Here is a 24702-nt window from a genome sequence, read left to right as displayed (position 1 = left end):
CCCCGCCCCTCTCCCGCGGGGAGAGGGAGAAAACACTAAAAACGGCAACCCAGGTTGCCGTTTTGCTTTTACTTTCGAATGAAATTAAATTTGTGCTCCCCGTCACCTTGTTATTAGAATGTTTCAAAACGCAGTGACCCAGGAGCACAGTATGACCGTTAAAGTTATCGTCACCGATATGGACGGAACTTTCCTTGATGATGCCAAGCAGTACGATCGTGACCGCTTCCAGGCACAGTTTGATCAGCTTAAAGCCCGCGACATTGAATTCGTTGTCGCCAGCGGCAACCAGTATTACCAGCTCATCTCCTTCTTTCCGGAGCTGAAAGACCGGATCTCCTTCGTGGCGGAAAACGGCGCGCTGGTGTTCGATCGCGGCGAACAGATTTTCCACGGCGAGCTGACGCGTCATGAATCGCAGATCGTGATTGGCGAACTGCTGAAAGATAAAGGGCTGAACTTCGTGGCCTGCGGGCTGGAGAGCGCCTGGGTCAGCGACCAGGCTCCTGAAGAATTCGTGGCGCTGATGTCAAAGCACTATCACCGCTTAAAGCGCATCAGCGATTACCGCGAAATTGACGACGTGCTGTTTAAGTTCTCCCTGAACCTGCCGGACAGCGATATCCCTAATCTGGTGGATAAACTGCACGTCTCCCTGGACGGCATTATGAAGCCGGTCACCAGCGGCTTTGGTTTTGTCGATTTGATTATCCCCGGCCTGCACAAGGCCAACGGCATTAGCCGTCTGCTGAAACGCTGGAAAATCTCCCCGCAGGAGTGCGTGGCCATTGGCGACAGCGGCAACGACGCCGAGATGCTGAAGCTGGTGAAATATTCCTTTGCGATGGGCAACGCGGCAGAGAGCATCAAAGAAATCAGCCGCTACGGCACCGACGACAACAACCATCAGGGCGCGCTGAACGTCATTCAGGCCGTGCTCGACAACCATTCCCCGTTCGACCTCTGATCCTTTCCTCGCCGGAGCGTCGCTCCGGCCTCTCACTCTTTTTCCGTCCTGTGGCTTGCGTCAAGTTTTTAAACTTGCATTAACTTATTTTTAACTTAAAGTATCACTTGTAGACATTTTTACTTTCGAATGAAAGATGCGAGGCAGTTATGACCTTTACCAGTGAAACTTTGCCAGCGGATCACAAAGCGGCAATCCGTCAGTTAAAACGTGAGCTGCGCGCGCAGATCGGCGACGTGCAGGCGGTGTTTAATAAGCTCAGCGACAAAATTGCCACCCGCGTGGCGGAAATCAACGCTCTTAAGAACAAAGGCGAATCCGTCTGGCCGGTGATCCCGTTTGCGGATGTGAAAAACGGCACGATTACCGACACACAGCGCGAGGCCGTTAAACGCCGCGGCTGCGCGGTGATTAAAGGTCATTTCCCGCGCGAGCAGGCGCTGGCGTGGGATCGGTCGATGCTCGACTACCTCGATCTGAATAAGTTTGACGAGGTCTACAAAGGCCCGGGCGATAACTTCTTCGGCACCCTGACGGCCTCCCGTCCGGAGATTTACCCGATTTACTGGTCGCAGGCGCAGATGCAGGCGCGCCAGAGCGAAGAGATGGCGCAGGTGCAGTCGTTCCTGAACCGTTTATGGACATTCGAGAGCAACGGCAAGCAGTGGTTCAACCCGGACGTGAGCGTGATTTACCCGGACCGTATCCGCCGCCGTCCGCCGGGAACCACCTCGAAAGGGCTGGGCGCGCATACCGACTCCGGCGCGCTGGAGCGCTGGCTGCTTCCGGCCTATCAGCAGGTGTTTGCCCGCCTGTTCGACGGCAACGTCGATAAGTACGATCCGTGGAACGCCGCGCACCGTACCGAAGTGGAAGAGTACACCGTCGATAACACCACCAAATGCTCCGTTTTCCGGACCTTTCAGGGCTGGACGGCCCTGTCGGACATGATCCCAGGTCAGGGGCTGCTGCACGTGGTGCCCATCCCGGAAGCGATGGCCTATATACTGCTGCGGCCGCTGCTGGACGACGTGCCGGAAGACGAGCTGTGCGGCGTGTCGCCGGGGCGCGTGCTGCCGGTTTCCGAGAAGTGGCACCCGCTGCTGATCGAGGCGCTGACCAGCATTCCGGCACTCGAGGCAGGCGATTCCGTGTGGTGGCACTGCGATGTGATCCACTCCGTCGCGCCGGTGGAAAATCAGCAGGGCTGGGGCAACGTGATGTACATCCCCGCCGCGCCGATGTGCGAGAAAAACCTCGCCTACGCGAAGAAGGTCAAGGAAGCGCTGGAAACCGGCGCGTCGCCGGGAGACTTCCCGCGCGAGGATTATGAAAAGAGCTGGCAGGACCGCTTTACCGTGAACGATCTCAACATCCACGGCAAGCGCGCTCTGGGCATGGTCTAACTGTCGTACAACCCTTCCCGCTCTACGGCGGTGCGTCGTTTCCCCTGACGTATCCGCCGTACCGATTCCCGCACGGCCAGCGTGCCGTTAAGCAGTAACGTCCCAACCGGCGCGTCCGGGCGCATCAGCCGCTGCTGGAGCATATAAACCGCTTCTGTTCCCAGCTCATCGCGGGGGACATGCACGGCCGTCAGAGGCACATCCTGGATTGCCGCCAGGTTAAAGCCGTCAATGCTCATCACCGACACGTCCTGCGGCACGCGCAGGCCGTGGTTTTGTAAGGCGCTAATGGTGCCCGCCGCCATGAAGTCGCCGCCAACCAGGAACGCGGTAGGTAAATCCTTCCCCTGCACTTCACTGAGCCAGCTGCTGACCATCTGTTCCGTTTCGCGCGCGCTGAAGCTGGGCACCACCAGCAGATCGCGTTTATCGTTGAATTTCAGGTTGTGAGACTGCCACGCGTCGCGGATCCCCGCCAGGCGCAGCTCCATGGTGTAGCGGCGCAGGCACAGCACGTTCATCACCTCACGATGTCCCATTTCGAACAGATATTCCGCCGCCCGCTCGCCAATGGCACGATGATCCGGCGCGACGGCAGGCAGACGCATGTGCCGGTCGCGGCAGTTAATCAGCATGCAGGGTTTACCGACGTCCACTGCCAGATCGTGGATATGGGGATCGTCGATGCCAAGAAGGATTGCCGCCTGGGTATCCCCTTCGTTCATGCGTGCCAGAAACAGCTGGGCGTCGCTGTCGTTCTCCTCCAGCGCGCAGTAGCGAAGGCGCACATCGTGGGACGCCAGGCCTTTACTCACGCTCTGGATCACGCGGTAGTAAAAGATGTCGGACCGCTCGTCAAACGCCCGCTGCGGGGCAAAAACCACCAGGCTGTTAAGCAGCAGGCGCCCTGCCGCCATACCATCCATCACCCCCAGCTCCCGCGCGCACGCCAGCACCTTCGCGCGTGCTTTTTCACTGGTATTCGCTTTTCCCGCCAGCACCCGCGACACGGTGCTGATCGAGAGCTGCGTCCGGGCCGCGATTTCGGTGATTTTTAGCCTTTTGTCCATTTTGTGATCTGGCTCCATTTGCGAAATGAAAAAATTTTCATAGCGTATTGGTCAGTCAATAGCTGACATAAAGGCCATCATGCCAGAGGGTTTATGTCAGTTATGAGAAATTTTGCACAAAATCCACTTTTGCCCACTCATTTTCTTCCTTAAGGTGAACTTGTCACACAACTTCCATACTAGTTGTATACCAACTTAGGCATTTTAAACGGATAGAAATCAAAGGCATAAAAATCCGTGTGACACCTGAACCTCCGTCCCCTTACCGTCCGTCTTGTGGAGAGTAAAATGAGTCAGGACATCAATAACACCGTAGCGACAAGCAAAACCCGTCGCGTCATCAAGAACCTGCGCTGGTACGTGCTGGTGCTGTTCTTACTTGGCGTCACCGTTAACTACATCACCCGAAACTCACTCGGGATACTCGCCCCGGAACTGAAAGAGAGCCTCGGGATCACCACCGAGCAATACTCCTGGATCGTCGGCGCGTTCCAGATCGCCTATACCATCTTCCAGCCCCTGTGCGGCTGGCTGATTGACGTCATCGGTCTGAAGATTGGCTTTATGGTCTGCGCCGGGATCTGGGCGCTGATGTGTATCTTCCACGCGGGCGCCGGAAGCTGGCTGCACCTCGCTATTCTGCGCTTCTTTATGGGTGCCTCTGAGGCCGCCGCTACCCCGGCAAACGCCAAAACCATCGGCGAATGGTTCCCGAAATCAGAGCGACCTGTTGCCGCCGGCTGGGCGGGCGTGGGCTTCTCCATCGGCGCGATGCTGGCCCCGCCTATCATCTACTTTGCTCACGCATCGTTCGGCTGGCAGGGCGCGTTTATGTTTACCGGCGTGCTGGCGCTGCTGTGGGTGATCCTCTGGTGGGCGTTCTACCACAACCCGGAGCAGCACCCGAACCTGAGCAAGGACGAGCTAGCGTTTATCAAGCAGGACAACGAACCGCCTGCGGTGAGACTGCCCTTCCTGACCGCGCTGAAAACCGTCTCGAAAAACAAACGCTTCTACGGTATCGCCATTCCGGCCTTTATGGCTGAACCGGCCTGGGCGGTGCTGAGCTTCTGGGTGCCGCTGTACCTCGCCAAAGAGCACGGCATGGACCTGAAGCAGATTGCGATGTTTGCCTGGCTGCCGTTCCTCGCCGCCGACCTCGGCAGCGTGGCGAGTGGCTACCTGACGCGTCTGTACACCCGTCTGTTCGGCTGCTCGCGCGTTAACTCGGTCGTTGCCAGCTCCGTGACGGGCGCGTTCCTGATGATCTCGCTGGGCATCGTGGCCATTACCCGCGACCCGTATATCACCATCGTGCTGATCTCCATCGGCGGCTTCGGGCACCAGATTATCTCCTGCATGCTGAGCGCCCTGGTCGTTGAGTCGTTCGACAAAGGCCAGATGGCGACCGTAAACGGCATGCGCGGCTCTGCGGCGTGGATCGCCAGCTTCCTGTTTTCGCTGTTAATCGGCGTGACCGCCGACAAAATCGGCTTTAACCCGCTCTTTATTGCCATGGGCTTCTTTGACCTGATTGGCGCTGTCTTCCTGGTAGCATTTATTGCTGAACGTCGCGCCAAGCGCGCCTGATAGTGGATGTATTGCATATGAAAACCCTGAAAAACTGGACCCTTGATACGCAGTCGGCAAACCATCTGGAACTGCTGGTCGATAACCAGCACCGCCTGTGCCTGTATGTGCTGGAAGAGAACCTGTTCCGCGTGCTGATCAAACGCAAAGGCGAGCTGGCGCTGGACCGCACCTGGAGCATCGCGCCGGAAAAAGACGTTCCGTGGGAAGGCCGCCGTCGTGACGATATAAGCGGTTTCTCCTGTCCGGCCTGGACCCTGACGCAGCAGGATGAGACGCTCACCGTGGCAACCGAACAGCTGCGCGTGACGGTCCACCAGCCGCTGTGGCTGGAGTGGCACTACCGCAATGAGGCGGGCGAGTGGCAGCCGCTGGTCAACGACCGTCCAACCAGCGCCTACCTGCTGAACGCCCACGGCGACGGCGTGGCGCACTACCTCAGCCGTCGCAAGGACGAGCGTTTTTACGGCCTGGGCGAGAAAGCGGGCGATCTGCAGCGCAACGGCAAACGCTATGAGATGCGCAACCTCGACGCAATGGGGTACAACGCGGCCAGCACCGACCCGCTCTACAAGCACATCCCGTTCACTATCGCCCGCCGCGACGATATCAGCTACGGCCTGTTCTACGACAACCTGAGCAGCTGCTGGCTGGATCTGGGCAACGAGATCGACAACTACCACACCGCCTACCGTCGCTGGCAGGCGGAAGCGGGCGACATCGATTACTACATCTTTACCGGCACGCGCGTGCTGGACGTCACCAAAGCCTTCGTGCGCCTGACCGGGAAAACGCTGTTCGGACCGAAGTGGAGCCTGGGCTACAGCGGCTCGACCATGTACTACACCGACGCGCCGGACGCCCAGAACCAGCTGATGAACTTCATCCGCCTGTGCGAAGAGCACGCCATTCCATGCGACTCGTTCCAGCTCTCCTCCGGCTATACCTCCATCAACGGCAAGCGCTACGTCTTCAACTGGAACTATGACAAGGTTCCGCAGCCGAAGGTGATGAGCCAGGCGTTTCACGACGCGGGGCTAAAGCTGGCGGCCAACATCAAGCCGTGCCTGCTGCAGGATCATCCGCGCTATAGCGAAGTGGCGGAGAGCGGCCTGTTCATTCGCGATTCAGAAACCGATGCGCCGGAACGTTCCAGCTTCTGGGATGACGAAGGCTCGCACCTCGACTTTACCAACCCGCAGACGGTGCAGTGGTGGCAGAACGGCGTCACCACGCAGCTGCTGGAGATGGGCATCGACTCCACCTGGAACGATAACAACGAATATGAAGTGTGGGACGGAGAAGCGCGCTGCTTTGGCTTCGGCAAGGAGATCGCCATCAAGCACATTCGCCCGGTGATGCCGCTGCTGATGATGCGCGCCTCGCTGGAAGCGCAGCAGCGTTTCGCGCCGGAAAAACGTCCGTATCTCATCTCCCGCTCCGGCTGCGCCGGGATGCAGCGCTACGTCCAGACCTGGAGCGGCGACAACCGCACCAATTGGGACACCCTGCGCTATAACATCCGCATGGGGCTTGGCATGAGCCTGTCCGGGCTGTTCAACGTCGGCCATGACGTCGGCGGTTTCTCCGGCGACAAGCCTGACGCCGAGCTGTTCGTGCGCTGGGTGCAGAACGGCGTGATGCACCCGCGCTTTACCATTCACTCGTGGAACGATGACCACACCGTGAACGAGCCGTGGATGTACCCGGGCGTCACGCCAGCCATTCGCGGTGCGGTTGAGCTGCGCTACCGCCTGCTGCCGTACCTCTACACCCTGCTCTGGCAGGCGCATGCCGACGACGAGCCGATGCTGCGCCCGACCTTCCTCGACCACGAGCATGATGCGCAGACGTTTGAGGAGTGCGATGACTTCCTGCTGGGCCGCGACCTGCTGGTCGCCAGCGTCGTCGAAGCCGGGCAGCGCGAGCGCCGCGTCTGGCTGCCGGAGAACGACACCGGCTGGTATGATTTTTACACCCACGCGTGGTATGCGGGCGGCCAGTCGATCGTCCTCGACGCGCCGCTGGAAAAACTGCCGCTGCTGGTGCGCGCCGGTGCCGGTCTGCCGCTGAGCGAACGCATTACCCACGTGTCCGCTGAAAAAGACAACACCCGCGAGCTGAAGCTGTTCCCGGTGAAGGGCGTCGGGACAACCTCAGGCATGCTGTTTGAAGACGACGGCGAAAGCTGGGGCTATCAGAACGGCAATGCGCTGTGGGTGGAGTGGGAAATGGTGTGTGACGGCGCAACCATCAACCTGAAGGTCAACGCGCGCGGGGATTATCGTCCGGCGTGGAAAGCGCTTAAGGTGTCGCTGCCTGTAGGGGAAAAACGTACGCTGCTGGTGAACGGAGTTGAAGGGGGCGAGTGGGTGGTGTAGTGCGGCCTGATGCCCTCACCCTAACCCTCTCCCACGGGGAGAGGGAATAGAACGTAGGCCGGGTAAGGCGAAGCCGCCACCCGGCTTTTTTTAGTTCTCGATACCTTTACTGCGCAGGTAGTCTTCATAGTTACCGGTGAAGTCCACCACGCGCTCTGGCGTAATTTCGATCACGCGGGTCGCCAGCGAGCTGACGAACTCACGGTCGTGAGAGACGAAGATCAGGGTACCCTGATACATCTCCAGCGCCATGTTCAAGGATTCGATAGATTCCATGTCCAGGTGGTTAGTCGGTTCGTCCATCACCAGGATGTTTGGTTTTTCCATCATCAGCTTGCCGAACAGCATGCGGCCCTTCTCGCCACCGGAGAGCACCTTAGCCGGCTTTTTGATGTCGTCCTGGCTGAACAGCAGACGACCCAGAATGCTGCGCACCGCCTGCTCGTCGTCGCCTTCCTGCTTCCACTGGCTCATCCAGTCGAAGACGGTGAGGTCGTTTTCGAACTCGTACTCATGGTCCTGCGCGTAGTAGCCAATCTGCGCGTTTTCAGACCACTTCACGGTGCCGTTGTCCGGCTGCAGTTCGCCAACCAGGGTTTTCAGCATGGTGGATTTACCCACGCCGTTGGCACCGAGGATGGCAATCTTCTCGCCCACTTCCAGCAGCAGGTTGAATTTTTTAAACAGCGGACCGTTCTCAAAGCCTTTTTCAAGAGCTTCCACTTCCAGCGCGTTACGGAACAGTTTCTTGTCCTGCTCGAAGCGGATGAACGGGTTTTGACGGCTGGAGGCTTTGACTTCGTCCAGCTTGATTTTGTCGATCTGACGCGCACGCGAGGTCGCCTGACGCGACTTAGAGGCGTTGGCGCTAAAGCGGCTGACGAAGGACTGCAGGTCAGCAATCTGCGCTTTCTTCTTGGCGTTATCCGCCAGCAGACGTTCACGCGCCTGGGTGGCCGCCGTCATGTATTCGTCGTAGTTGCCCGGATAAACGCGCAGCTCGCCGTAGTCCAGATCCGCCATGTGCGTACAGACCATGTTCAGGAAGTGACGGTCGTGCGAGATGATGATCATGGTGCTGTCGCGATCGTTCAGCGTCTGCTCCAGCCAGCGGATGGTGTCGATGTCCAGGTTGTTCGTCGGTTCGTCGAGCAGCAGGATGTCCGGGTTAGAGAACAGCGCCTGTGCCAGCAGCACGCGCAGCTTCCAGCCTGGCGCAACTTCGCTCATCGGGCCGTAATGCTGTTCAACCGGAATGCCTACGCCCAGCAGCAGCTCGCCCGCGCGCGCTTCCGCAGAGTAGCCGTCCATCTCGCCGTACTGCGTTTCCAGCTCGGCCACTTTATAGCCGTCTTCTTCGCTCATTTCGGCCAGCGCGTAGATGCGATCGCGCTCCTGCTTCACTTCCCACAGTTCCCCATGCCCCATGATCACGGTGTCCAGCACGGTGAACTCTTCGAAGGCGAACTGATCCTGACGCAGCTTACCGATACGCTCGTTAGGGTCGAGCGATACGTTGCCGAGCGTCGGCTCCAGGTCACCGCCGAGGATCTTCATAAAGGTGGATTTTCCGCTACCGTTGGCACCAATCAGGCCGTAACGGTTGCCGCCGCCAAATTTGACGGAAATGTTTTCGAACAGCGGCTTACTGCCAAACTGCATAGTGACGTTGCTGGTAACTAACACGGGGAGATTCCTGCGAAAAGTGTGATAAACACGGCATTATGCCACAATTCCGAATTGAGATCCCGTGTTGCGGCAATCCACTAAACTTTAACAAAATCGAAAAAAATGTGATTTCGTACACATCTGAATTCCCTGTGAGCGGGAATGCACATATAATGCGCTCCCATCACAGATTCAGACTTATCAACTCATCGCCTGAATGGCTTAGATACCTCGCACAACATGAACATGAAATTGACAACGCTTTTTGCGGCAGCGTTAGCCGTAGTAGGTTTTTGCAAGACCGCTTCTGCGGTGACGTATCCCCTGCCAACAGACGGTAGCCGTCTGGTGGGCCAGAACCAGGTTGTGACGGTACCAGAAGGTAACTCTCAGCCACTGGAGTATTTCGCTGCGCAGTACCAGCTGGGCCTGTCTAACATGCTGGAAGCGAACCCGGGCGTTGACCCGTATCTGCCGAAAGCGGGTACCGTGCTGAATATCCCTCAGCAGCTGATCCTGCCGGATACCGTTCATGAAGGTATTGTGATTAACAGCGCCGAAATGCGTCTGTATTACTACCCGAAAGGCACCAACACCGTTATCGTGCTGCCAATCGGTATCGGCCAGCTGGGTAAAGACACCCCAATGAACTGGACCACCAAAGTTGAGCGTAAGAAAGCGGGCCCAACCTGGACGCCGACCGCCAAAATGCACGCGGAATACATCGCTGCGGGCGAACCGCTGCCAGCCGTTGTACCGGCAGGCCCGGATAACCCAATGGGTCTGTACGCGCTGTACATTGGCCGCCTGTACGCTATCCACGGTACCAACGCCAACTTCGGTATCGGCCTGCGCGTAAGCCACGGCTGCGTGCGCCTGCGTAACGACGACATCAAGTTCCTGTTCGAAAACGTGCCGGTCGGTACGCGCGTGCAGTTCATCAACGAACCGGTGAAAGCGACCTCTGAGCCAGACGGCAGCCGCTACATCGAAGTGCACAACCCGCTGTCCACCAGCGAAGACCAGATCAACAACAACGAAATCGTCCCTGTTACGCTGAACAGCGCGGTGCAGGCGGTGACTTCTCAGCCAGACGTAGAAACGGCGATTGTTGACCAGGCCGTGCAGAACCGCTCCGGTATGCCGGTGCGTTTGAACTGATAAAGAAGCATTAAAAAAGCGGGCCTCGTTGCCCGCTTTTTTTTATCCGTTATTCACGATCACGATCCCGCCGTGGTCGTACCGATAGTGGCAGTGGGCATACTCCAGCGGCGTGCCATCCTCCAGATAAATCACCTGCTCCACTTCCAGTACGGGATCGGTCTGCTCGCAGACCAGATGCTCCCTGTCCAGCGCGTTGGGCTTAAGCGCCCGCACCACCCGATACGACCCCATAATTTTCAGTGCCAGCGTCTCCTGCACGTACTGGAACACTGAACCTTCAAGATGGTTTTTCGTCAGGCCCGGCACCAGATTCATCGGCATCACCGTGGAATCCAGCGACATCGGTTCGCCGTTCAGCAAACGGAGTCGAATGAAGTCATAGATCGGCGCATCGGCGTTAATCATCAGCGACGCCTGCTCTTTGTCGTTCGGGAAGCGCAGCTCGAAATGCACCACCCGGCTGGTCACCGTGCCCAGATGTTCCCAGGTTTTGGTCGCACCAAAGTAGTCGCTGCCGGAGAGATCCCACTGCGAGAGCTGAAGAAAGTTTTTGCGGATGAACGTGCCCTGCCCCTGACGGGTATAGACCAGACCTTCGACGATCAGCTGGCGCATCGCCTGCTGAATGGTCATCCGGCTGGAGCTGAACTCCGCCGCCAGCGCAAACTGGTCCGGCAGGGGTTCGTTGGCGGCGTACTGCTGGCTGATAATGCGTTTCTTAATTTCCCGCGCTATGGTGATGTACTTCGCCGCCATCGTCCTTCCTTTCAGTTAGTTTTCTATCCCGCTGTTTTTCAACGCCACTCTCTCGGCAATCTTGAGGAAAGGCAGGTAGAAGAATACACCAAATACGATGATTGCCAACTGCACCACCACCGCCCGCCAGTCTCCCGCAGTGGCCAGCCAGGCGCTGAGAATTGGCGGCGTGGTCCACGGGATCATCACCACGCAGCGCGACATTAACCCCAGCGTGGTACAGAGCCAGGCGAAGTAAATGCCGATGGCGGGCAGCAGCACAAACGGGATCATCAGCGGCAGGTTAAACACGATCGGCAGGCCGAAAATCACCGGCTCGTTGATGTTGAATAAACCGGGCGCCAGCGACAGACGCGCCACCTGCTTCGCCGATTTTTGTCTGGAGAAGATAAAGATGGCAATCAGCAGCGAGATCGTGCTGCCCGTGCCGCCCACCATGCCAAACGTCGGCACGAAGATGTTGTTGATGATATGCGGGATGGGCTGGCCGTTGGCGAAGGCCAGCATGTTCTCGTTGGTGTTGATCAGCAGGAACGGCTCCAGCACCACGCTGTTAACGACAGATTGATGAATACCCAGCGTGAACAGGAAGTTACCGAAGCTGTAGATGAAAATCGTCCCCGGCAGGCTGGTGTTGATCAGCCGCAGCGGCTGCTGGATAAAGGTGGTAATAAGATGGATCAGGTCCGTGTGCAGCACGTTTGCCAGCACGGCCGCCAGCACGGCGAACAGGGAGAGCGTGAGGATGGTCGGGATCAGCGCGGTAAAGGATTTGCTCACCGCCGGAGGCACGTTTTCCCCGAGGGAAATGTTCAGCGCCTTCAGCCGCGAAATGGCGATAAACAGTTCCGTTGAGAGCAGCCCGATCAGCACCCCGGCGAAAATCCCGGTTGAGCCGATATTGGCGAACGTCAGCACCTGGGTGACGTTCACCGCGGCATCGCTGCCGACGGGCGTAATCTGCAGGCGCATCGGCATCATGATGATGAAGCTGCTGACGGCGATAACCACTGCCGAGACCGGATTGTCGAAATCTTTGTTGCGCGCCAGCGACCAGGCAATCATCGGGGCCAGCAGCAGCGCGGCAATATTCAGCGTGCCGTTGATAATCGCCTCGCCCCACACCTTAAACTGCGCGAGCGTGTCGCCGTGGAAAATCCACGGAAAAACCACGTTGTTCACCAGTACCGCCAGACCGGCGAGGATGAAAATGGGCATCACCGTGGCGAAGGCGTCGCGCAGGGAGCGAAGGTGCACCTGATTAGCCAGGCGCGCCGAGAACTCAACAAATTTATCGACAAAAGACTGCATGTGCGGTGTTATTTTTGTTTCAGACATAGCGGATAGTTCCCATCAATCAGTCACAAAAACGGCCCGGCAGCGTACGGCTTACATCTCGCGTCCGTTGGTATGGATAACCTGTTTTAACCACGCGTAGCTCTTCTTCGGCACGCGCTTCAGGTCTTTCAGGTCGTGGTTTTCCCGGTTGACATAGACCACGCCGTAGCGCTTACGCATGTCGCCCTGGGAGCTGAGAATGTCGATTAACCCCCAGCCGAGGTAGCCGATTACCTCTGCCCCGTCCTCGAACATCGCCTCCTTCATGGCATTGATATGCGCCCGGTGGTAGTCGATGCGGTAGGTGTCCTCAATAGGGTTCACGCCGTCCCAGGACTCAATCACCCCAATGCCGTTTTCGATCGGGAAGACCGGCATCCGCCAGTCGTTGGCGTAGCGGGTGATGATGGTGCGAAAGCCCAGCGGATCGATCTGCCAGTTCCACTCGGTGGCATTCAGGTACGGGTTGTTTTTCTCGCCGTGCAGCAGGTAATAGTTCACCGGCGTGCCTTCCGGGATCGCATCGCTGTCCAGCGTTTTGCTGGCGTAGTAGCTGAAGGCCATATAGTCGTTTCTGGTGCGCGCCAGCAGCGCTAAATCCTCGGCGCGGTAGATATCGCCAAAGCCCTCCTGCTCCACCACCGCCATCACCGCCGGGCTGTAGCCCTGCCCTGCGAAGACGCGCAGCAGGTTCTGGTTGAGGAATTCGTCGTACTGCTGGGCGCAGAAGATATCGCGCGGTTTGCAGGTGGCCGGGTAGATCAGCTGGTGCGCCAGCATGCCGCCCATCAGCTGGCCCGGTCTGGTCTGGTGCAGATACTCGGTCAGCGCCATGTGCGCCACCATCGTATGGTGCTGCAACTCGTACAGCTCGCGCAGGGTTTTCTCGCCGTGCATATAGCCGGAAATGCGGAACGCTTCCGGCATGTGGAAGATGTTCTGCTCGTTGAAGGTCAGCCAGTACTTCACGCGGTCGCCATAGCAGTCGATCATTTTTTTGCCGTAGCGGATAAAGGCGTCCATCACGCGGCGGTCGTTGAAGCCGTTGTACTCCTGCGCCAGCGCCAGCGGCATATCGAAATGGTACAGGCAGACCATCGGCTCGATGCCGCGGGCGATGAGATCGTCAATAAAGCGGTCGTAAAACGCGATGCCTTCGTCGTTGAACGCACCGTCGCCCTGCGGGCAGACGCGGCTCCACGAGATCTGAAAGCGGTAGCAGTTCATGCCCAGATCCTGCATCAGGTCGAAATATTCCCGGTAGCGGTGGTAGGAGTCGGTCGCGACTTTCCAGTCGGAGACGTTCTCCCCGGCTTCGCGAATGTCGTACACCGACATCCCTTTCCCGCCCTCGTTCCATGCCCCTTCCGTCTGCATGCTGGACACCGAGTTGCCCCATAAAAAATTGGCCGGCAGCGAATTGTTCATGCTCTCTCCCTATATGACTAGTCATTTAAAATTTCATGACTAGTCATATAGGGTAAGATTGAGACGCGATCAAACGGAAGGTTCATTTTTTGTGAGCCTTGCCGGAAAAAGAGGGATACAGACGCATTCACGTCGCCGTTACGCGGGCCCGTTTACTATCGCGTCGGGCAATTTATCTTATGAGCAAAGACAGAGTATGGATATACATCAGAAGGAAAGAGGATAATCAGAGAACTTTTATTTTTCGCATTAAACTTATAATATCAGTTAGGCTTTTCAAACCATACTTCCTATAAATAATATACTTATGAGAATATAAAGTCTTTATATTAACATCCATTAGCTTTGAAATTTCCCTCATTGATTTCCCTGCTGTGACGTATTTTAATATGTTTGTTTGCTGAACAGTAAGCTTAACGTGCCTACAGTTATAACACCCAACTTTAGCAAAATACATATTTGTGAAGTTCGCTTGTAGTTTCGGTAAAACAATACGCTTTAATATATTATCCAGCCCCTGCAAGCTTAAATTATAATCAACAGGGATAATATTTTTTAGACAATTCGGCAAGTCGTTCACAACAAACTCTTGTTCAATTATACCGATAGTAATATGGGCATGATTGCAATTTATTACACCTGGGCAAGTAAATATTTCTCCACGTGCAAAGTGATGAATGCTCAGATCAGGTGAAAAATTTAACGCCCCTCCCTCACCAAATTCAAATAAAACGTCCATTCCGGCATTGTGAAAAAAAATCCTTAATCTTTCTTTTAGTCCATAGGCAAAAAAAACATCAGGAATATTGATGAGTATTTTAATCATAATCCATGATTATAGTTTGTACGATTAAAGACGAGCGCTATATTCACACGTTCGGGAAGGTAACCCCTTCCCGACGCGGAATCATATTAGTAAGGCATCATCACAATAACGCTGGACCCCGTATGGAAACCCTCTTTGGTCACGCCTGTCAGAAGATCTTTAACGGGCACCAGCGAATCGCCCTCTGGCAGATCGATTTTTGTGTTCAGCGGTTTATCAGCAACGGTTAATTCGGATTTCCCCTCATCAAGATACACATATTTATCTTTCGTAATCAGGTTGAACGTAACCGAAGCCGGTACAGAGCACTGTACACCCATCGACGTGGTGGCCACATCGCCCTCAGCCTGCTTTAACGTTATCGTCCCATGCTCAAGGACAATTTCTGGCGAGGTAATTTTGCACCATTCCTGGGCTGGTGGAATCAGCAAACAACCGCCCGGTACGAAAACGGAGTTCCATGATGTACCTAAATATGGAGTCACGATATATGCAACACATTCTTGTGATGATGGAGAATTGCCGTTATGAGTAATATAAGCTACATTTTTCCCAGAGGTATTATATAAGTGCATAGCAATTTCACTAATCGTCTGAGTTGCGTTAGTTGATTCCTCTACTTCCCACGTACCGGTAACATTACCTGATGTTGGGTTATGTCGATGAGTTAATTCTATATATTGATTATCCATTACCACATCCACAGAAGGTCCTATTTCCACAGGCTTTTGAGTAACATAGTAATGATATTCACTATTTCCCATGCTTTCATTTCGAATGCTGGTAATAATTGGCCAAAGCCCTGCTTGCGCCGATATTGAAAAAAACAAGATTAGAAAAACAAAAAAACGTTTCATGCTTTTTCTCTGTTTATTGATACGTTAAAACAAAAGTACTGATAGCACTGAAGTCACCAACAGCGAGCGTTTTTGCCGTAATCGCAGTAGGTCGAGCCTGAACGTAAGCGTAGAATTCAAGGTTGTTTTTGCCCTGACTCAGCTGCTTGACAGGACTGATTTTATTCACGGCCAGAGAAGAACCATCCGGCATCGAAAACCCAATCGCCACGCCTTTTGCACTGCTCGCTGGGTCAAGTGCCAGCATATCCGTGAGTTCGTTGTCCGCTTGCCCTTCAAACGTGACGCCCACTGTATTCATAAGCGACGGATCGCAGTCTTCCAGATGGAGAGTAAACGACTGGCCCTTAGTACGCTGATACTGATAAAGATACTTAACAACAACCGTACCGAAATCGACATGAATATCCGTGTCGGCATCAGGCAGCGTACAGGGCTCAGCTACTAACGCTCCCGAGAAGTGGACGTTTTCCGCAGCCCGCGACGCATTCACCGTCAGCATGCCGGCCAGCAAAGCCGGAAGGAATAGTACAAATTTCATGTTGGCTCCTCAGAGGTAATCCGCACGCAGCGTCATGGTGGCTTCAAACGCCCCTTCGGTGAGCGTAACCGCCGAGTCCTGCACCGGAACCGCCTCTATCTTCGGCGGCGACGCCGGGTCTGCTACAGCAACACGCTTAGCGAAGGTGGCCGCCACACCGTCCACGAGAATGCGAATGCCCAAACCGGTTTTATTCGTCATGACCGCAGAGCTATCAAAGGCTGCGTGCGTGGTGGTATCAATAAAAATCGCCAGATTGTTAACGCTGTAGCCCGCATCGCAGTCCACGCTGTAATTCACCGGTTGCTTATAGTTGTTACCATCGATTTTGTTCACACCAAGATTTGTGCCAAAAAGCACCTCAATGGTTTGACCGTTATTGATGCTACACGGGGGTGCCACCAGCGTGCCGTGAAACGCCATATTTTCAGCCGCCTGAGCGCCCAGAGACAGCAGCCCTGCCAGGCTTAACGTGATGATTCGCTTTTTCACTGGTAGTTCACCGTCATTGTTGCCCCAGCGGTAAACGCGCCGGTCGGCAGATGTGCGCCTGGCTGCTGTACCAGCAGTGCCTTCAGCACGGGTTTGCTGGTCGAGCTCGCCAGCGCCAGTTTCGTGTTCAGCGGATAGTCGATACCGTCCGCTTTGATGCGGATCCCCAGTTCCGGGATAGTGGTTTTGAGGATATCGGCATCAAAATCTGCCCCAGCGCCTTTAATGGTCATCGCCAACGTTTTGCTCTGGTCCGCGCTTGTGCAATCGAACGTGTAATTCACCTCTTTTTCCACAACCCCTTTCGCTACGTCGGTGGTAATCACGTTATCGCCGAAATCCACGTCAATAATTTGATTGTTGTTTATCTCGCACGGCGAGGTGTTGATGGTCACATTCACTGTAACCAATGCCGTATTCTGAGCCGCCCATGCCCCCTGATACGCCGTCAGCGCTAGCACGACGCCCAGCCATTTCATTTTGCTCATGGCGTCTCCTATTGGTAAATCATGCTGAAGTTAACCAGCGCGTGATACGGCCCGGCGACAAACGGTGCGGAAGTCCGCTCCGGTTGCAGCGTAAACGTCACCTGGTTCTGCCCCGGGTTCAGCAAAATACTGTCGCTGTTGCGCGAGAGCATCACCGTTTCGCCGCGACTGTCGCGCAGGCGCAGGCCGATACCCGATGCACCCGTCACTTTAATCAGCGCCGGGTTGCTCTCGTCCTGTACCGCCGTAAATCTTGCCTTATAAGGCGGCTGCAGCGTGCTGAAGGTCGTCGTCATCGGCGTGATGTTGGTGCTCCAGTTCGCCAGTTCCGGGCAGTCCTGCAGATAGATATTGACCTTCACCGGGGCTGCCGCTTTGCCGACCTGGTTCACGTCGGCCCGACTGGTACTGCCGAGATCCACATCCTGCCAGGCTGAGTCCATGGTCATCCGGCAGGTGTTTTCCAGCAGATCGCCATGGACAAATAACGTGCCGGTATCTACCAGCGGCTTCTCATCTTCCGCACGGGCTGCCCCGGATACCGCGAGCAGCAGGCTAACGGCCAGAACCGTCTTCGTCATTCCGTTCATTGTTGTTATCCCTTACGTCCTGATTATTGGTTTTTCAGTAGTTTTGCCGTGCAGTTAGCGCCGCTACAGGTGAACTGAACTTTTGGACGTCCGCCATAATCATTCACGTAGGTCAGTACCGGTGAGGTCCCCAGGGCTGCGGCAGAGGCCTCAATGGTCACCTTATCTTTAGGCGCCACCATCACAGGCTGCAAGCTCACCGGGCTCCCCTTTTCTGACGTACGTCCTTCCACGATAGTCAGGAAGTACGGCGTGGGGTTGTTCAGCACGTATTTATCCCCGTTACGCGTAAGCGTCACTTTCTCCACCCAGTCCCCGGTTGCTGCCTGAGTCTTGTCCAGCGCAATGGCTGCGGGTCGGTAAAAAAGTTTGATACGCGTCTGCAGAGCAATTTGCAGCGTGTTCGGCTTGTTGCTGCGCGGCGGAATTTCGCGCAGGTTGAAGTAGAACAGCGATTCACGATCCTGCGGCAGTGCGCTCATGGCCGGTGACGTCTGCACCTTCACCTGACTTTTGGCTCCTGCTTCCAGGCGCTGCACCGGCGGCAGCACCGTCATCGGTGAGGACACCTTGTTGCCCTGCGCATCTTCAATCCAACCCTGTGCCAGATACGGCAGGTTTTTGTTCTCATTACTGATGTTCAGGCTGACGGATTTCTCGCCGCCGTTCACGATCACACGGGTGCGATCCAGCGAAATTGCAGCGTTCGCCTGCTGCGCGGCCATCAGACCACCCAGCACTACAGCCAGAACGGAAAGGGTATTTTTACGGTTTAACATCTTCATCTATTTCACTCGTTTAAAGGTTTTCTGAACCGTGGCTTACTGGCACGGCAGTAACAGATTTCCGTTCTGGTTGAGTCCTGATAATTTTTCCGGCACGGTGACGGCACACTGCACCTCACCATCCCAGCTCACATTCAGTTTCGCGCCCGGCTTGAGGCCGGAGAGATACGTCTGACCGTCATCGTTAACAATGCCGATTTCTTGTTTCTCGGCGTTCTGCACGCTGGCACCAAACGGTGGATAGCTGCTGTCAGCCAGGCGAATGACACCCATCGCTTTCTCGCCGGAAATTACATTAAATTTCCGGTAGCCAATGGCGCCTTCGGTCAACGTTGCCTGTACAACGGAGGAAGAAGCTTCAGCGTTATCAGGAAGATCGTTAATGTCGATGCTCAGGTTGTTCTTGTTGTAATTGCTGACCTCGGTAATAACCGCTTTGCCAAACCGGTTGGTACGCGTGCTATCGCTGTAGCCCTGCACCGGAATATCCACAGCATCACCGGTATCCACCATCACTCGGGTACCTCCCAGGTTGTTCGACCGATGCAGCGCCGCACCGTGGGTGGTGGCCGTCATCCCGCCGCGAAGGGAGAGCCCGGCGGAGGTGTACTGGTTCTGCTGGTAATCGACGTTAGCCGTAATGTCGGCCACATCTGCCGTATGGTCGTAGTAACCGCTCAGGGTACCGCCGTCGTCGCTACCGCCCGCCGCAATGCGGTAGTTATCGCCATTTTTCAGATGGTCAAAGTACGCCAGGTTATGGCTGTTATTGTTACCGTTAACCGAGCCGTTATAGCTGAGCGACCCGGAGTCACCCCATGGCACCGAAAACGACAGGTACATGCCATCATCGTTTTCACCGTTGAATTTGTTGCGATAGGCCGTCAGCGAGCCATTAATGTTTTTCCATTTGCCAATGTCGAAATAGCGCGACAATGACAGGTTGTAACGATCCTCAGTAGGGGTATTCCAGTAGGTCTGGTGTGCATAGTTCAGGTACGCGGAAAGTCCGAGCGATTTAAACTGCTGGCTGAACGTCGCGGTGTACATCTCCTTACTCTGCATAAAGTCATCATTGTTCGTCTTGTAGTTCAGGTAGTCGTTGAAACTCATGTAATTTTTTTCAGAGAAACGGTAGCCAGCAAATGTCACCTGGCTGTCGGTTTCATCGAAACGTTTTGAGTAACTGACGCGGTATGACTGCCCGTGACGGTCCTCCTCGTCGAGTTTTGCATCTGAACGGGTGACGTCGAACGACAGGGCGCCCAGCACCATCAAATCGCGACCAATACCGGCAGCCAGAGAGAGATAGTCGTTGCTGCTCACCGCCCCGCCGTAAAGCGACCAGCCATTGCTGATGCCCCAGGAAAACTCACCAGAGCCAAAAGTATCGCCTTCGGTACTGTGGTCATAGCTTGTCGGTTTACCGGCAAACACCTTATAGCGAACGCTGCCCGGACGGGTCAGATAAGGGATACTCGCGGTGCTGACCTTAAAGGTCTGTACCGAGCCATCCTGTTCCTGTACCCGAACATCCAGCATCCCGGCGACGGCATTGTTAAGGTCCTGAATCGCGAATGGGCCTGCCGCCACCTGAGTTTCATAGATCACTCGCCCCTGCTGGGAGATGGTCACTTTGGCGTTGGTTTTCGCCACACCGGTTACTTCCGGCGCATAGCCGCGCAGGTTCGGTGGCAGCATATTGTCATCGGAAACCACGCTCGCCCCGGCAAAGCGGAAACTGTCGAATAAATCTGAATTCAGATAGTCCTCGCCCAGCGTCAGCTTCGCTTTGAGAGCAGTCAGTGCGCGATAGAGATAGACCCGGCTCCAGCTCCACCTTTTTTGATCGGAACCATTTTCCCCGTCAGTGCTATCGTCATAGTTTGTTTGCCAGTCTGCGCGAGCGCGCCATGCACCGAGGTTGGCGCCGAAGGTGCCGTTACCCGAGACGCTATCGTCATCGCTGCCGTGCTGGTTCTGCCGTGCCTGAGCGTTGAGGTTATAGTCCGCCAGCAGGCCCGGCACGCCTTCATCCCACATGCTGCTCGGCACCCAGTTGTCATCGGAATATTCGACGTAGGCCTGAGGGACATTGATGGTTAATACCCCGGCGCTCAAATCAGGATTCACCAGCACACCTTTCAGGGCCGTAATGTCGACGCACTGGTTGTTGTGCCAGAAAGTAAACGCCTTCTCACTGTCGGCTTTGAATCCCATCTTGCTCACGACATCGGGAGTAAAACAGACTTTTGAATCTTTGCTATCATCCTCAGCGGCATAGACGCTTACAGGCTGCTCATCCAGCTCATTCTGATTTATTTTAATTTTGAAGGTATAATCACCCGGCATAATATAGCCACGTTTTGAAAAGTGGCTCAAATCGATATTAACCTTGTCCTTAACGTCAAGCACATCGGTATTAAACTGGATATCATCAGCAGCCTTTACAGTGCCGTGACAATAAATGAAAACACAGGCGGCGAGCACGGACCATTTAGCCATCCTTGCGCCGAGTTCATTTTTAATTTTCAAATTAGCCATATTCGCCATTCATCGCCTGCCAGACATATAAAGAAAAAATAAATAGTGATTCGAATTTGAGTTCAAAAATATTCAATGCGGTAGCGGATAATTGCGCTGTAATCACCCACAACTAAGTTGCGCACGGTATTTTTGAGTGTAAACCGGTAATCCAGACGATTATTTGTTACCGTTGACTGTTGCCACGGCGTGGGTTTTCCCGGGTGAATAACATTGCCCTGACTGTCCTTTAATTCAAGCGCGATGCCAGAAGCATTGCCGCTTACCCGAAACAGACCGTCTTCATCCTGGCCGTCAAATATAATATTGATATACTGCCAGGACGCAGGCTCTGCGGAAGGATCAAGAGCACACTGAGTGAGCTGAATGGAAAAATCTTGCGGCTCACCTTCGCCAGTACGCTTAATATGTCCGCGCGTTTCACCTGGCATGGAGATTTCCTGATAGCCATCTCCGGTATCAATATCGCAGGCACTGGAAATTATCGAGCCATCCATACTGATACGCCCGGTCAGCGCAGGATCAAATTCAGATGACGGATTTGCAGTTCCCTGCGATGCCTGTGCCGCGAAAGCCATTGCGGTAAATAAAAACGTCTGTACGGCGCGCGTTAATTTACTCATAGTTTCCGGTTCTGATAATTAAAAAATACGCCTGCTTATGCAGGCGTTTTCAGCTCAGCAGTGGGGATTACTGGTAAGCGAGAGTGAAGTCAGCAATAGCGGTGAAATCACCTGGAACTGCGTCAACACCGTCATCGCCCTGCAGATAAGCAGAGAACAGCAGCGTGTTGTTACCGTCCTGCAGAATGTGGCCGTCGGAAGCTTTACCTAATTCGATCTGCTTACCGTTGCCATTGGTCAGGATGATGCTGGCGCCTTTTGCGGTACCCGTGATGCCCAGTGAACCAGTGGTTGCACCTTTAGCACCGGTAAAAGTGGTGGTAACGGTTTTAGCGGTCACGTCGGTGCAGTTTTCCAGCTTGATTTCAAAGTTGCGTGGAACGGACGTTCCGCTGTCAGCCAGGGCTGCGTTTGAAATCTGGCCGAGAGAAACGGTCTGATCGATACTGTCCGGGCTAATAGAGCAAGGCGCATCAATAATAGAACCGGTAAAGGTAATTTTACCGTGGCCCTGATCGGCTGCATTTGCATTACCCACTAAAGCCGCAGCAACCATGGCTGCAACAAAAGCAATTTTTTTCGCGTTCATAAAAGGTCTCAAAAAGTATTAAATCCATTTTGTTGATGGTTTTAAAAAAACACATCTCTATCGATAACGCTCATTAAGGGCCGTTATCTACGGAAACAATTTTGCAGAAACATAAAGCTGCTTACAATTCGAATCCGATCCCAAATTAGACTACTGTTAATGTTAAAAATATGTATATCCAAAGCCGAAGATACCTTCAGTACAATCCAGTCCTGGATCGAATAAAGCTTGTTTACGATAATATCAGATGGTATTCCTCAACTTTATTGTCGTTCAGATGAAGAACACAGAGGGGAAAATGAATAAATTATCAAGCAAGAACATGCACTTAGTGACTAAAGATAATAAGCTGGTTATCTTCTATTGCTTTGAGGATTTCAGGAAATGGTATTTACAACTTCACGACTTTAGCATGTTTTCTGAAGCAGATATTCAGACTATGATCAACGAGGAAAAACCGGAATATTATCCTTGCTCTCCCTTAATTATCGACGCGTATCATGGTATATATTATTTAAACACAAAGAACATCAGGATTAAATTATTATAAGTTAATTAACACGCCGTCCAATAAACAATTAATGTTTTAGCACAGACAATAATTAAATTTGACAAAAGAGAGGCTTGCGTCTATTTTTAAATATTCACTCAAATATTCATCTTAAACTCATGGCTAATATTAATATCAGGTCAACGCGAACCGAGCCAGCCCCTTTATTGGCGTTGATGAAACAGCTTGATCCTTTTTTGCATTATCACCCTGTCGCGGTTAACACCCGCTATGTCATCTCAGCACAGCAACAATCACAATGTTATTTCGTCCGCTCGGGTGCGATCTCAATGTACCGTCAGCCGGATGATATTCTCATTGATCTGTTTGATGCCCCTACCCTTCGCGGCGTGATTTCGCTTCCGGCAGATACACTTTCAACCTATATCATTAAAACCATCGTCCCGTCAGAAATTGCCATCCTTGAGCGGGAAAAACTGTTCGCCCTTTTGACTGAGCATAATTTGTGGGAACTCTTTTCCCGCCACCAGCTTGCTATTGGCAGCATGGTAATCGAGAAGATGTTTAAGCTGATTACCCCAACAACCTATAATGTTGTTCGTCACCAACTGTATGAGCTGATCAATATCCCGACGGAAATTCGTGAAACCATCCTGGCAGAGACCTATATCCGCAGTAAAACCCGACTCTCCCGCAGCGGCATTATGCGCATCCTTTCAGATCTGAAAGACGGAGGATATATCGTCATCGTCAAAGGTGTACTTAAAGAGGTGAAGCACCTGCCGGTAAACTATTGAGAAGCCGCGCCGCGCCGTCACTGCTGCAACGCCTTAAAGGATACGTTATCACCCGTATTAATCACGCTCTTAAATTGATGTCCCTATCCTGAAAAGTTGAACTCCTGTTCACTCATCGACAGAAATAATGTCTAAGGGAAGCATATTGATTCCTTTCAACACACCTCTGTCACTCCCCCGGTGAACGATGCGCCACCGGGGAAAAGTGCATTACTGTTGCGCGAGCTGATTGCGGCGATATTCACCCTGCCGCTCCAGCATCCAGCCCGGGTATTCGCGCGGCAGCGCGCTCACCGCATCAAGCTGCTTAAGCTCATCTTCGCTTAAGCGTATCCCGGTCGCGGCGATATTGTCGTCCAGCTGTTCAACGCGTTTCGCGCCAATGATGACGCTGGTCACCGCTTTCTGATGCAGCAGCCAGGCCAGCGCGATTTGCGCGACGGAGACGCCCTTGCTTTCGGCGATAGTGCGCATCACGTCTACGCAGTCGAAGGCGCGATCTTTGTTCACCGGCGGGAAGTCAAACTCCAGACGACGACCACCGGCTTCGCTCTGCCCGTCGCGGCCATATTTTCCGCTCAGCAGGCCGCCCGCCAGCGGGCTCCAGACCATCAGCCCAACGCCTTCGCTCTGCATCATCGGCACCAGCTCGCGCTCCAGGTCGCGCCCGGCAATGGTGTAATACGCCTGCAGCGACGCGAAACGTGCCAGCCCAAGACGTTCAGAAATACCGAGCGCTTTGGCAATCTGCCACGCCGCCCAGTTCGAGACGCCGATGTAGCGCACGTGGCCGTGCTGCACCAGGTTATCCAGCGCGTAGAGCGTCTCTTCAATCGGCGTTGCGGGGTCGAAGCCGTGAAGCTGGTAGAGATCGATATGATCGAGCTGCAGGCGGCGCAGGCTCTCCTTCACGCTGCTGACGATGTGATAGCGCGAGCTGCCGCGCGAGTTCACCCCTGCCGTTCCCGTTTCGCCGAACACTTTCGTGGCGACCACCACGTTCTCGCGCGGGATTTTCAGGTTTTTCAGCGCCTGACCGGTGATCTCCTCCGAGCGCCCTTCCGAGTAAACGTCCGCGGTGTCGATAAAGTTGATCCCGGCATCCAGCGCGCGGCCCACCAGCTGCTCGGCTTCACTTTGCTGGAGCTGGCCAATCTTGCCCCACATGCCGCCCTCGCCGCCGAAGGTCATGGTGCCGAGGCACAGTTCAGAAACAAACAGACCGGTGTTGCCCAGTTTTTGATAACGCATAACTTATTCCTCGCATGTCGATTGGGTACCCGATAGTTAT

22 protein-coding genes are annotated in these 24702 nt (G+C 54.4%); 6 read left to right on the top strand and 16 right to left on the bottom strand.

Annotated features, from left to right (window positions below; all coding sequences use genetic code 11):
- Window positions 1-151: 151 nt before the first annotated feature.
- Complete coding sequence (locus tag DFO52_RS08590) at window positions 152-967, top strand: Cof-type HAD-IIB family hydrolase (RefSeq protein ID WP_047648275.1); 816 nt, start codon at window positions 152-154, stop codon at window positions 965-967.
- 149 nt (window positions 968-1116) lie between these two features.
- Complete coding sequence (locus DFO52_RS08585) at window positions 1117-2373, top strand: DUF1479 domain-containing protein (RefSeq protein ID WP_133550111.1); 1257 nt, start codon at window positions 1117-1119, stop codon at window positions 2371-2373.
- Here DFO52_RS08585 and DFO52_RS08580 read toward each other — a convergent pair.
- Window positions 2370-3443: a LacI family DNA-binding transcriptional regulator gene (locus tag DFO52_RS08580; RefSeq protein WP_133550109.1), complete on the bottom strand. Its 1074-nt coding sequence runs from the start codon at window positions 3441-3443 to the stop codon at window positions 2370-2372. The two genes, DFO52_RS08585 and DFO52_RS08580, sit on opposite strands and share 4 nt — an antisense overlap.
- Window positions 3444-3731: 288 nt before the next feature.
- Between DFO52_RS08580 and DFO52_RS08575 the strand changes: the two genes are divergently transcribed.
- Both DFO52_RS08575 and DFO52_RS08570 read left to right on the top strand, forming a co-directional pair.
- Complete coding sequence (locus tag DFO52_RS08575; protein ID WP_023335029.1) at window positions 3732-5033, top strand: MFS transporter; 1302 nt, start codon at window positions 3732-3734, stop codon at window positions 5031-5033.
- 17 nt (window positions 5034-5050) lie between these two features.
- Window positions 5051-7414, top strand: coding sequence for a glycoside hydrolase family 31 protein (locus DFO52_RS08570; RefSeq protein WP_133550107.1), 2364 nt, complete (start codon window positions 5051-5053; stop codon window positions 7412-7414).
- Between the two features lie 90 nt (window positions 7415-7504).
- Here DFO52_RS08570 and DFO52_RS08565 read toward each other — a convergent pair whose 3' ends face one another.
- The gene (locus tag DFO52_RS08565) at window positions 7505-9100 is read right to left on the bottom strand and encodes an ABC-F family ATPase (RefSeq protein ID WP_029740603.1); all 1596 of its coding nucleotides are present in this window, start codon (window positions 9098-9100) and stop codon (window positions 7505-7507) included.
- A 222-nt stretch (window positions 9101-9322) separates the two neighbouring features.
- On the opposite strand from DFO52_RS08565, the gene ldtB reads away from it, so the two are divergent.
- Window positions 9323-10243 (top strand): L,D-transpeptidase, encoded by a 921-nt coding sequence (ldtB, locus tag DFO52_RS08560; protein WP_029740604.1) that lies wholly within the window; start codon window positions 9323-9325, stop codon window positions 10241-10243.
- A 42-nt stretch (window positions 10244-10285) separates the two neighbouring features.
- Here the strand turns inward: ldtB and DFO52_RS08555 are convergent, their stop codons facing one another.
- The 13 genes from DFO52_RS08555 to DFO52_RS08495 all read right to left on the bottom strand — a co-directional run bounded on the left by DFO52_RS08555 (window position 10286) and on the right by DFO52_RS08495 (window position 22103).
- The gene (locus tag DFO52_RS08555; protein ID WP_054830296.1) at window positions 10286-11002 is read right to left on the bottom strand and encodes a GntR family transcriptional regulator; all 717 of its coding nucleotides are present in this window, start codon (window positions 11000-11002) and stop codon (window positions 10286-10288) included.
- 15 nt (window positions 11003-11017) lie between these two features.
- A complete protein-coding gene (locus tag DFO52_RS08550) occupies window positions 11018-12340 on the bottom strand; it encodes a PTS transporter subunit EIIC (RefSeq protein ID WP_054830297.1) in 1323 nt (440 codons plus the stop codon).
- 51 nt (window positions 12341-12391) lie between these two features.
- Window positions 12392-13768, bottom strand: coding sequence for a glycoside hydrolase family 1 protein (locus DFO52_RS08545; RefSeq protein ID WP_133550105.1), 1377 nt, complete (start codon window positions 13766-13768; stop codon window positions 12392-12394).
- A 226-nt stretch (window positions 13769-13994) separates the two neighbouring features.
- The gene (locus tag DFO52_RS08540; protein ID WP_133550103.1) at window positions 13995-14594 is read right to left on the bottom strand and encodes a helix-turn-helix transcriptional regulator; all 600 of its coding nucleotides are present in this window, start codon (window positions 14592-14594) and stop codon (window positions 13995-13997) included.
- 86 nt (window positions 14595-14680) lie between these two features.
- On the bottom strand, window positions 14681-15451 hold the full coding sequence (locus tag DFO52_RS08535) for a PapG chaperone-binding domain-containing protein (RefSeq protein WP_133550101.1): 771 nt from the start codon (window positions 15449-15451) through the stop codon (window positions 14681-14683).
- Between the two features lie 13 nt (window positions 15452-15464).
- The gene (locus tag DFO52_RS08530) at window positions 15465-15992 is read right to left on the bottom strand and encodes a fimbrial protein (RefSeq protein ID WP_133550099.1); all 528 of its coding nucleotides are present in this window, start codon (window positions 15990-15992) and stop codon (window positions 15465-15467) included.
- Window positions 15993-16001: 9 nt separating this feature from the next.
- Window positions 16002-16415, bottom strand: a complete 414-nt coding sequence (locus DFO52_RS08525; RefSeq protein ID WP_133550402.1) for a fimbrial protein — start codon at window positions 16413-16415, stop codon at window positions 16002-16004.
- Between the two features lie 65 nt (window positions 16416-16480).
- Entirely contained in the window at window positions 16481-16972 is a 492-nt protein-coding gene (locus DFO52_RS08520) for a fimbrial protein (protein WP_133550097.1), read from the bottom strand.
- A gap of 8 nt (window positions 16973-16980) precedes the next feature.
- Window positions 16981-17562, bottom strand: a complete 582-nt coding sequence (locus DFO52_RS08515; protein ID WP_054830301.1) for a fimbrial protein — start codon at window positions 17560-17562, stop codon at window positions 16981-16983.
- 23 nt (window positions 17563-17585) lie between these two features.
- A complete protein-coding gene (locus DFO52_RS08510) occupies window positions 17586-18341 on the bottom strand; it encodes a fimbria/pilus periplasmic chaperone (protein ID WP_059347802.1) in 756 nt (251 codons plus the stop codon).
- 42 nt (window positions 18342-18383) lie between these two features.
- Entirely contained in the window at window positions 18384-20900 is a 2517-nt protein-coding gene (locus DFO52_RS08505; RefSeq protein WP_133550094.1) for an outer membrane usher protein, read from the bottom strand.
- Window positions 20901-20953: 53 nt separating this feature from the next.
- On the bottom strand, window positions 20954-21514 hold the full coding sequence (locus DFO52_RS08500) for a fimbrial protein (RefSeq protein ID WP_133550092.1): 561 nt from the start codon (window positions 21512-21514) through the stop codon (window positions 20954-20956).
- Between the two features lie 67 nt (window positions 21515-21581).
- Window positions 21582-22103, bottom strand: coding sequence for a fimbrial protein (locus tag DFO52_RS08495; protein ID WP_133550090.1), 522 nt, complete (start codon window positions 22101-22103; stop codon window positions 21582-21584).
- Between the two features lie 726 nt (window positions 22104-22829).
- Between DFO52_RS08495 and DFO52_RS08490 the strand changes: the two genes are divergently transcribed.
- Window positions 22830-23411, top strand: a complete 582-nt coding sequence (locus DFO52_RS08490; protein WP_166642354.1) for a helix-turn-helix domain-containing protein — start codon at window positions 22830-22832, stop codon at window positions 23409-23411.
- 210 nt (window positions 23412-23621) lie between these two features.
- Here the strand turns inward: DFO52_RS08490 and DFO52_RS08485 are convergent, their stop codons facing one another.
- Window positions 23622-24662, bottom strand: a complete 1041-nt coding sequence (locus tag DFO52_RS08485) for an aldo/keto reductase (protein WP_133550088.1) — start codon at window positions 24660-24662, stop codon at window positions 23622-23624.
- Between the last annotated feature and the right edge of the window lie 40 nt (window positions 24663-24702).

The organism is Enterobacter sp. AG326, from assembly GCF_004362415.1.
GTDB classification, from domain to species: domain Bacteria; phylum Pseudomonadota; class Gammaproteobacteria; order Enterobacterales; family Enterobacteriaceae; genus Enterobacter; species Enterobacter asburiae.
The sequence above is the reverse complement of the archived record's forward strand: the minus strand, read 5'-3'. Positions and strand labels throughout refer to the sequence as shown.

Bases quoted from the DNA above. Each gene is read 5' to 3' on its own strand.
- DFO52_RS08575 (WP_023335029.1), top strand. From the start codon at position 3,732: ATGAGTCAGGACATCAATAACACCGTAGCGACAAGCAAAACCCGTCGC.
- DFO52_RS08555 (WP_054830296.1), bottom strand. From the start codon at position 11,002: ATGGCGGCGAAGTACATCACCATAGCGCGGGAAATTAAGAAACGCATT.
- DFO52_RS08580 (WP_133550109.1), bottom strand. From the start codon at position 3,443: ATGGACAAAAGGCTAAAAATCACCGAAATCGCGGCCCGGACGCAGCTC.
- DFO52_RS08490 (WP_166642354.1), top strand. From the start codon at position 22,830: ATGAAACAGCTTGATCCTTTTTTGCATTATCACCCTGTCGCGGTTAAC.
- DFO52_RS08520 (WP_133550097.1), bottom strand. From the start codon at position 16,972: ATGAGCAAAATGAAATGGCTGGGCGTCGTGCTAGCGCTGACGGCGTAT.
- DFO52_RS08570 (WP_133550107.1), top strand. From the start codon at position 5,051: ATGAAAACCCTGAAAAACTGGACCCTTGATACGCAGTCGGCAAACCAT.
- DFO52_RS08495 (WP_133550090.1), bottom strand. From the start codon at position 22,103: ATGAACGCGAAAAAAATTGCTTTTGTTGCAGCCATGGTTGCTGCGGCT.
- ldtB (WP_029740604.1), top strand. From the start codon at position 9,323: ATGAACATGAAATTGACAACGCTTTTTGCGGCAGCGTTAGCCGTAGTA.
- DFO52_RS08525 (WP_133550402.1), bottom strand. From the start codon at position 16,415: ATGGCGTTTCACGGCACGCTGGTGGCACCCCCGTGTAGCATCAATAAC.
- DFO52_RS08550 (WP_054830297.1), bottom strand. From the start codon at position 12,340: ATGTCTGAAACAAAAATAACACCGCACATGCAGTCTTTTGTCGATAAA.
- DFO52_RS08505 (WP_133550094.1), bottom strand. From the start codon at position 20,900: ATGGCGAATATGGCTAATTTGAAAATTAAAAATGAACTCGGCGCAAGG.
- DFO52_RS08545 (WP_133550105.1), bottom strand. From the start codon at position 13,768: ATGAACAATTCGCTGCCGGCCAATTTTTTATGGGGCAACTCGGTGTCC.
- DFO52_RS08515 (WP_054830301.1), bottom strand. From the start codon at position 17,562: ATGAACGGAATGACGAAGACGGTTCTGGCCGTTAGCCTGCTGCTCGCG.
- DFO52_RS08535 (WP_133550101.1), bottom strand. From the start codon at position 15,451: ATGAAACGTTTTTTTGTTTTTCTAATCTTGTTTTTTTCAATATCGGCG.
- DFO52_RS08585 (WP_133550111.1), top strand. From the start codon at position 1,117: ATGACCTTTACCAGTGAAACTTTGCCAGCGGATCACAAAGCGGCAATC.
- DFO52_RS08500 (WP_133550092.1), bottom strand. From the start codon at position 21,514: ATGAGTAAATTAACGCGCGCCGTACAGACGTTTTTATTTACCGCAATG.
- DFO52_RS08590 (WP_047648275.1), top strand. From the start codon at position 152: ATGACCGTTAAAGTTATCGTCACCGATATGGACGGAACTTTCCTTGAT.
- DFO52_RS08485 (WP_133550088.1), bottom strand. From the start codon at position 24,662: ATGCGTTATCAAAAACTGGGCAACACCGGTCTGTTTGTTTCTGAACTG.
- DFO52_RS08530 (WP_133550099.1), bottom strand. From the start codon at position 15,992: ATGAAATTTGTACTATTCCTTCCGGCTTTGCTGGCCGGCATGCTGACG.
- DFO52_RS08540 (WP_133550103.1), bottom strand. From the start codon at position 14,594: ATGATTAAAATACTCATCAATATTCCTGATGTTTTTTTTGCCTATGGA.
- DFO52_RS08510 (WP_059347802.1), bottom strand. From the start codon at position 18,341: ATGTTAAACCGTAAAAATACCCTTTCCGTTCTGGCTGTAGTGCTGGGT.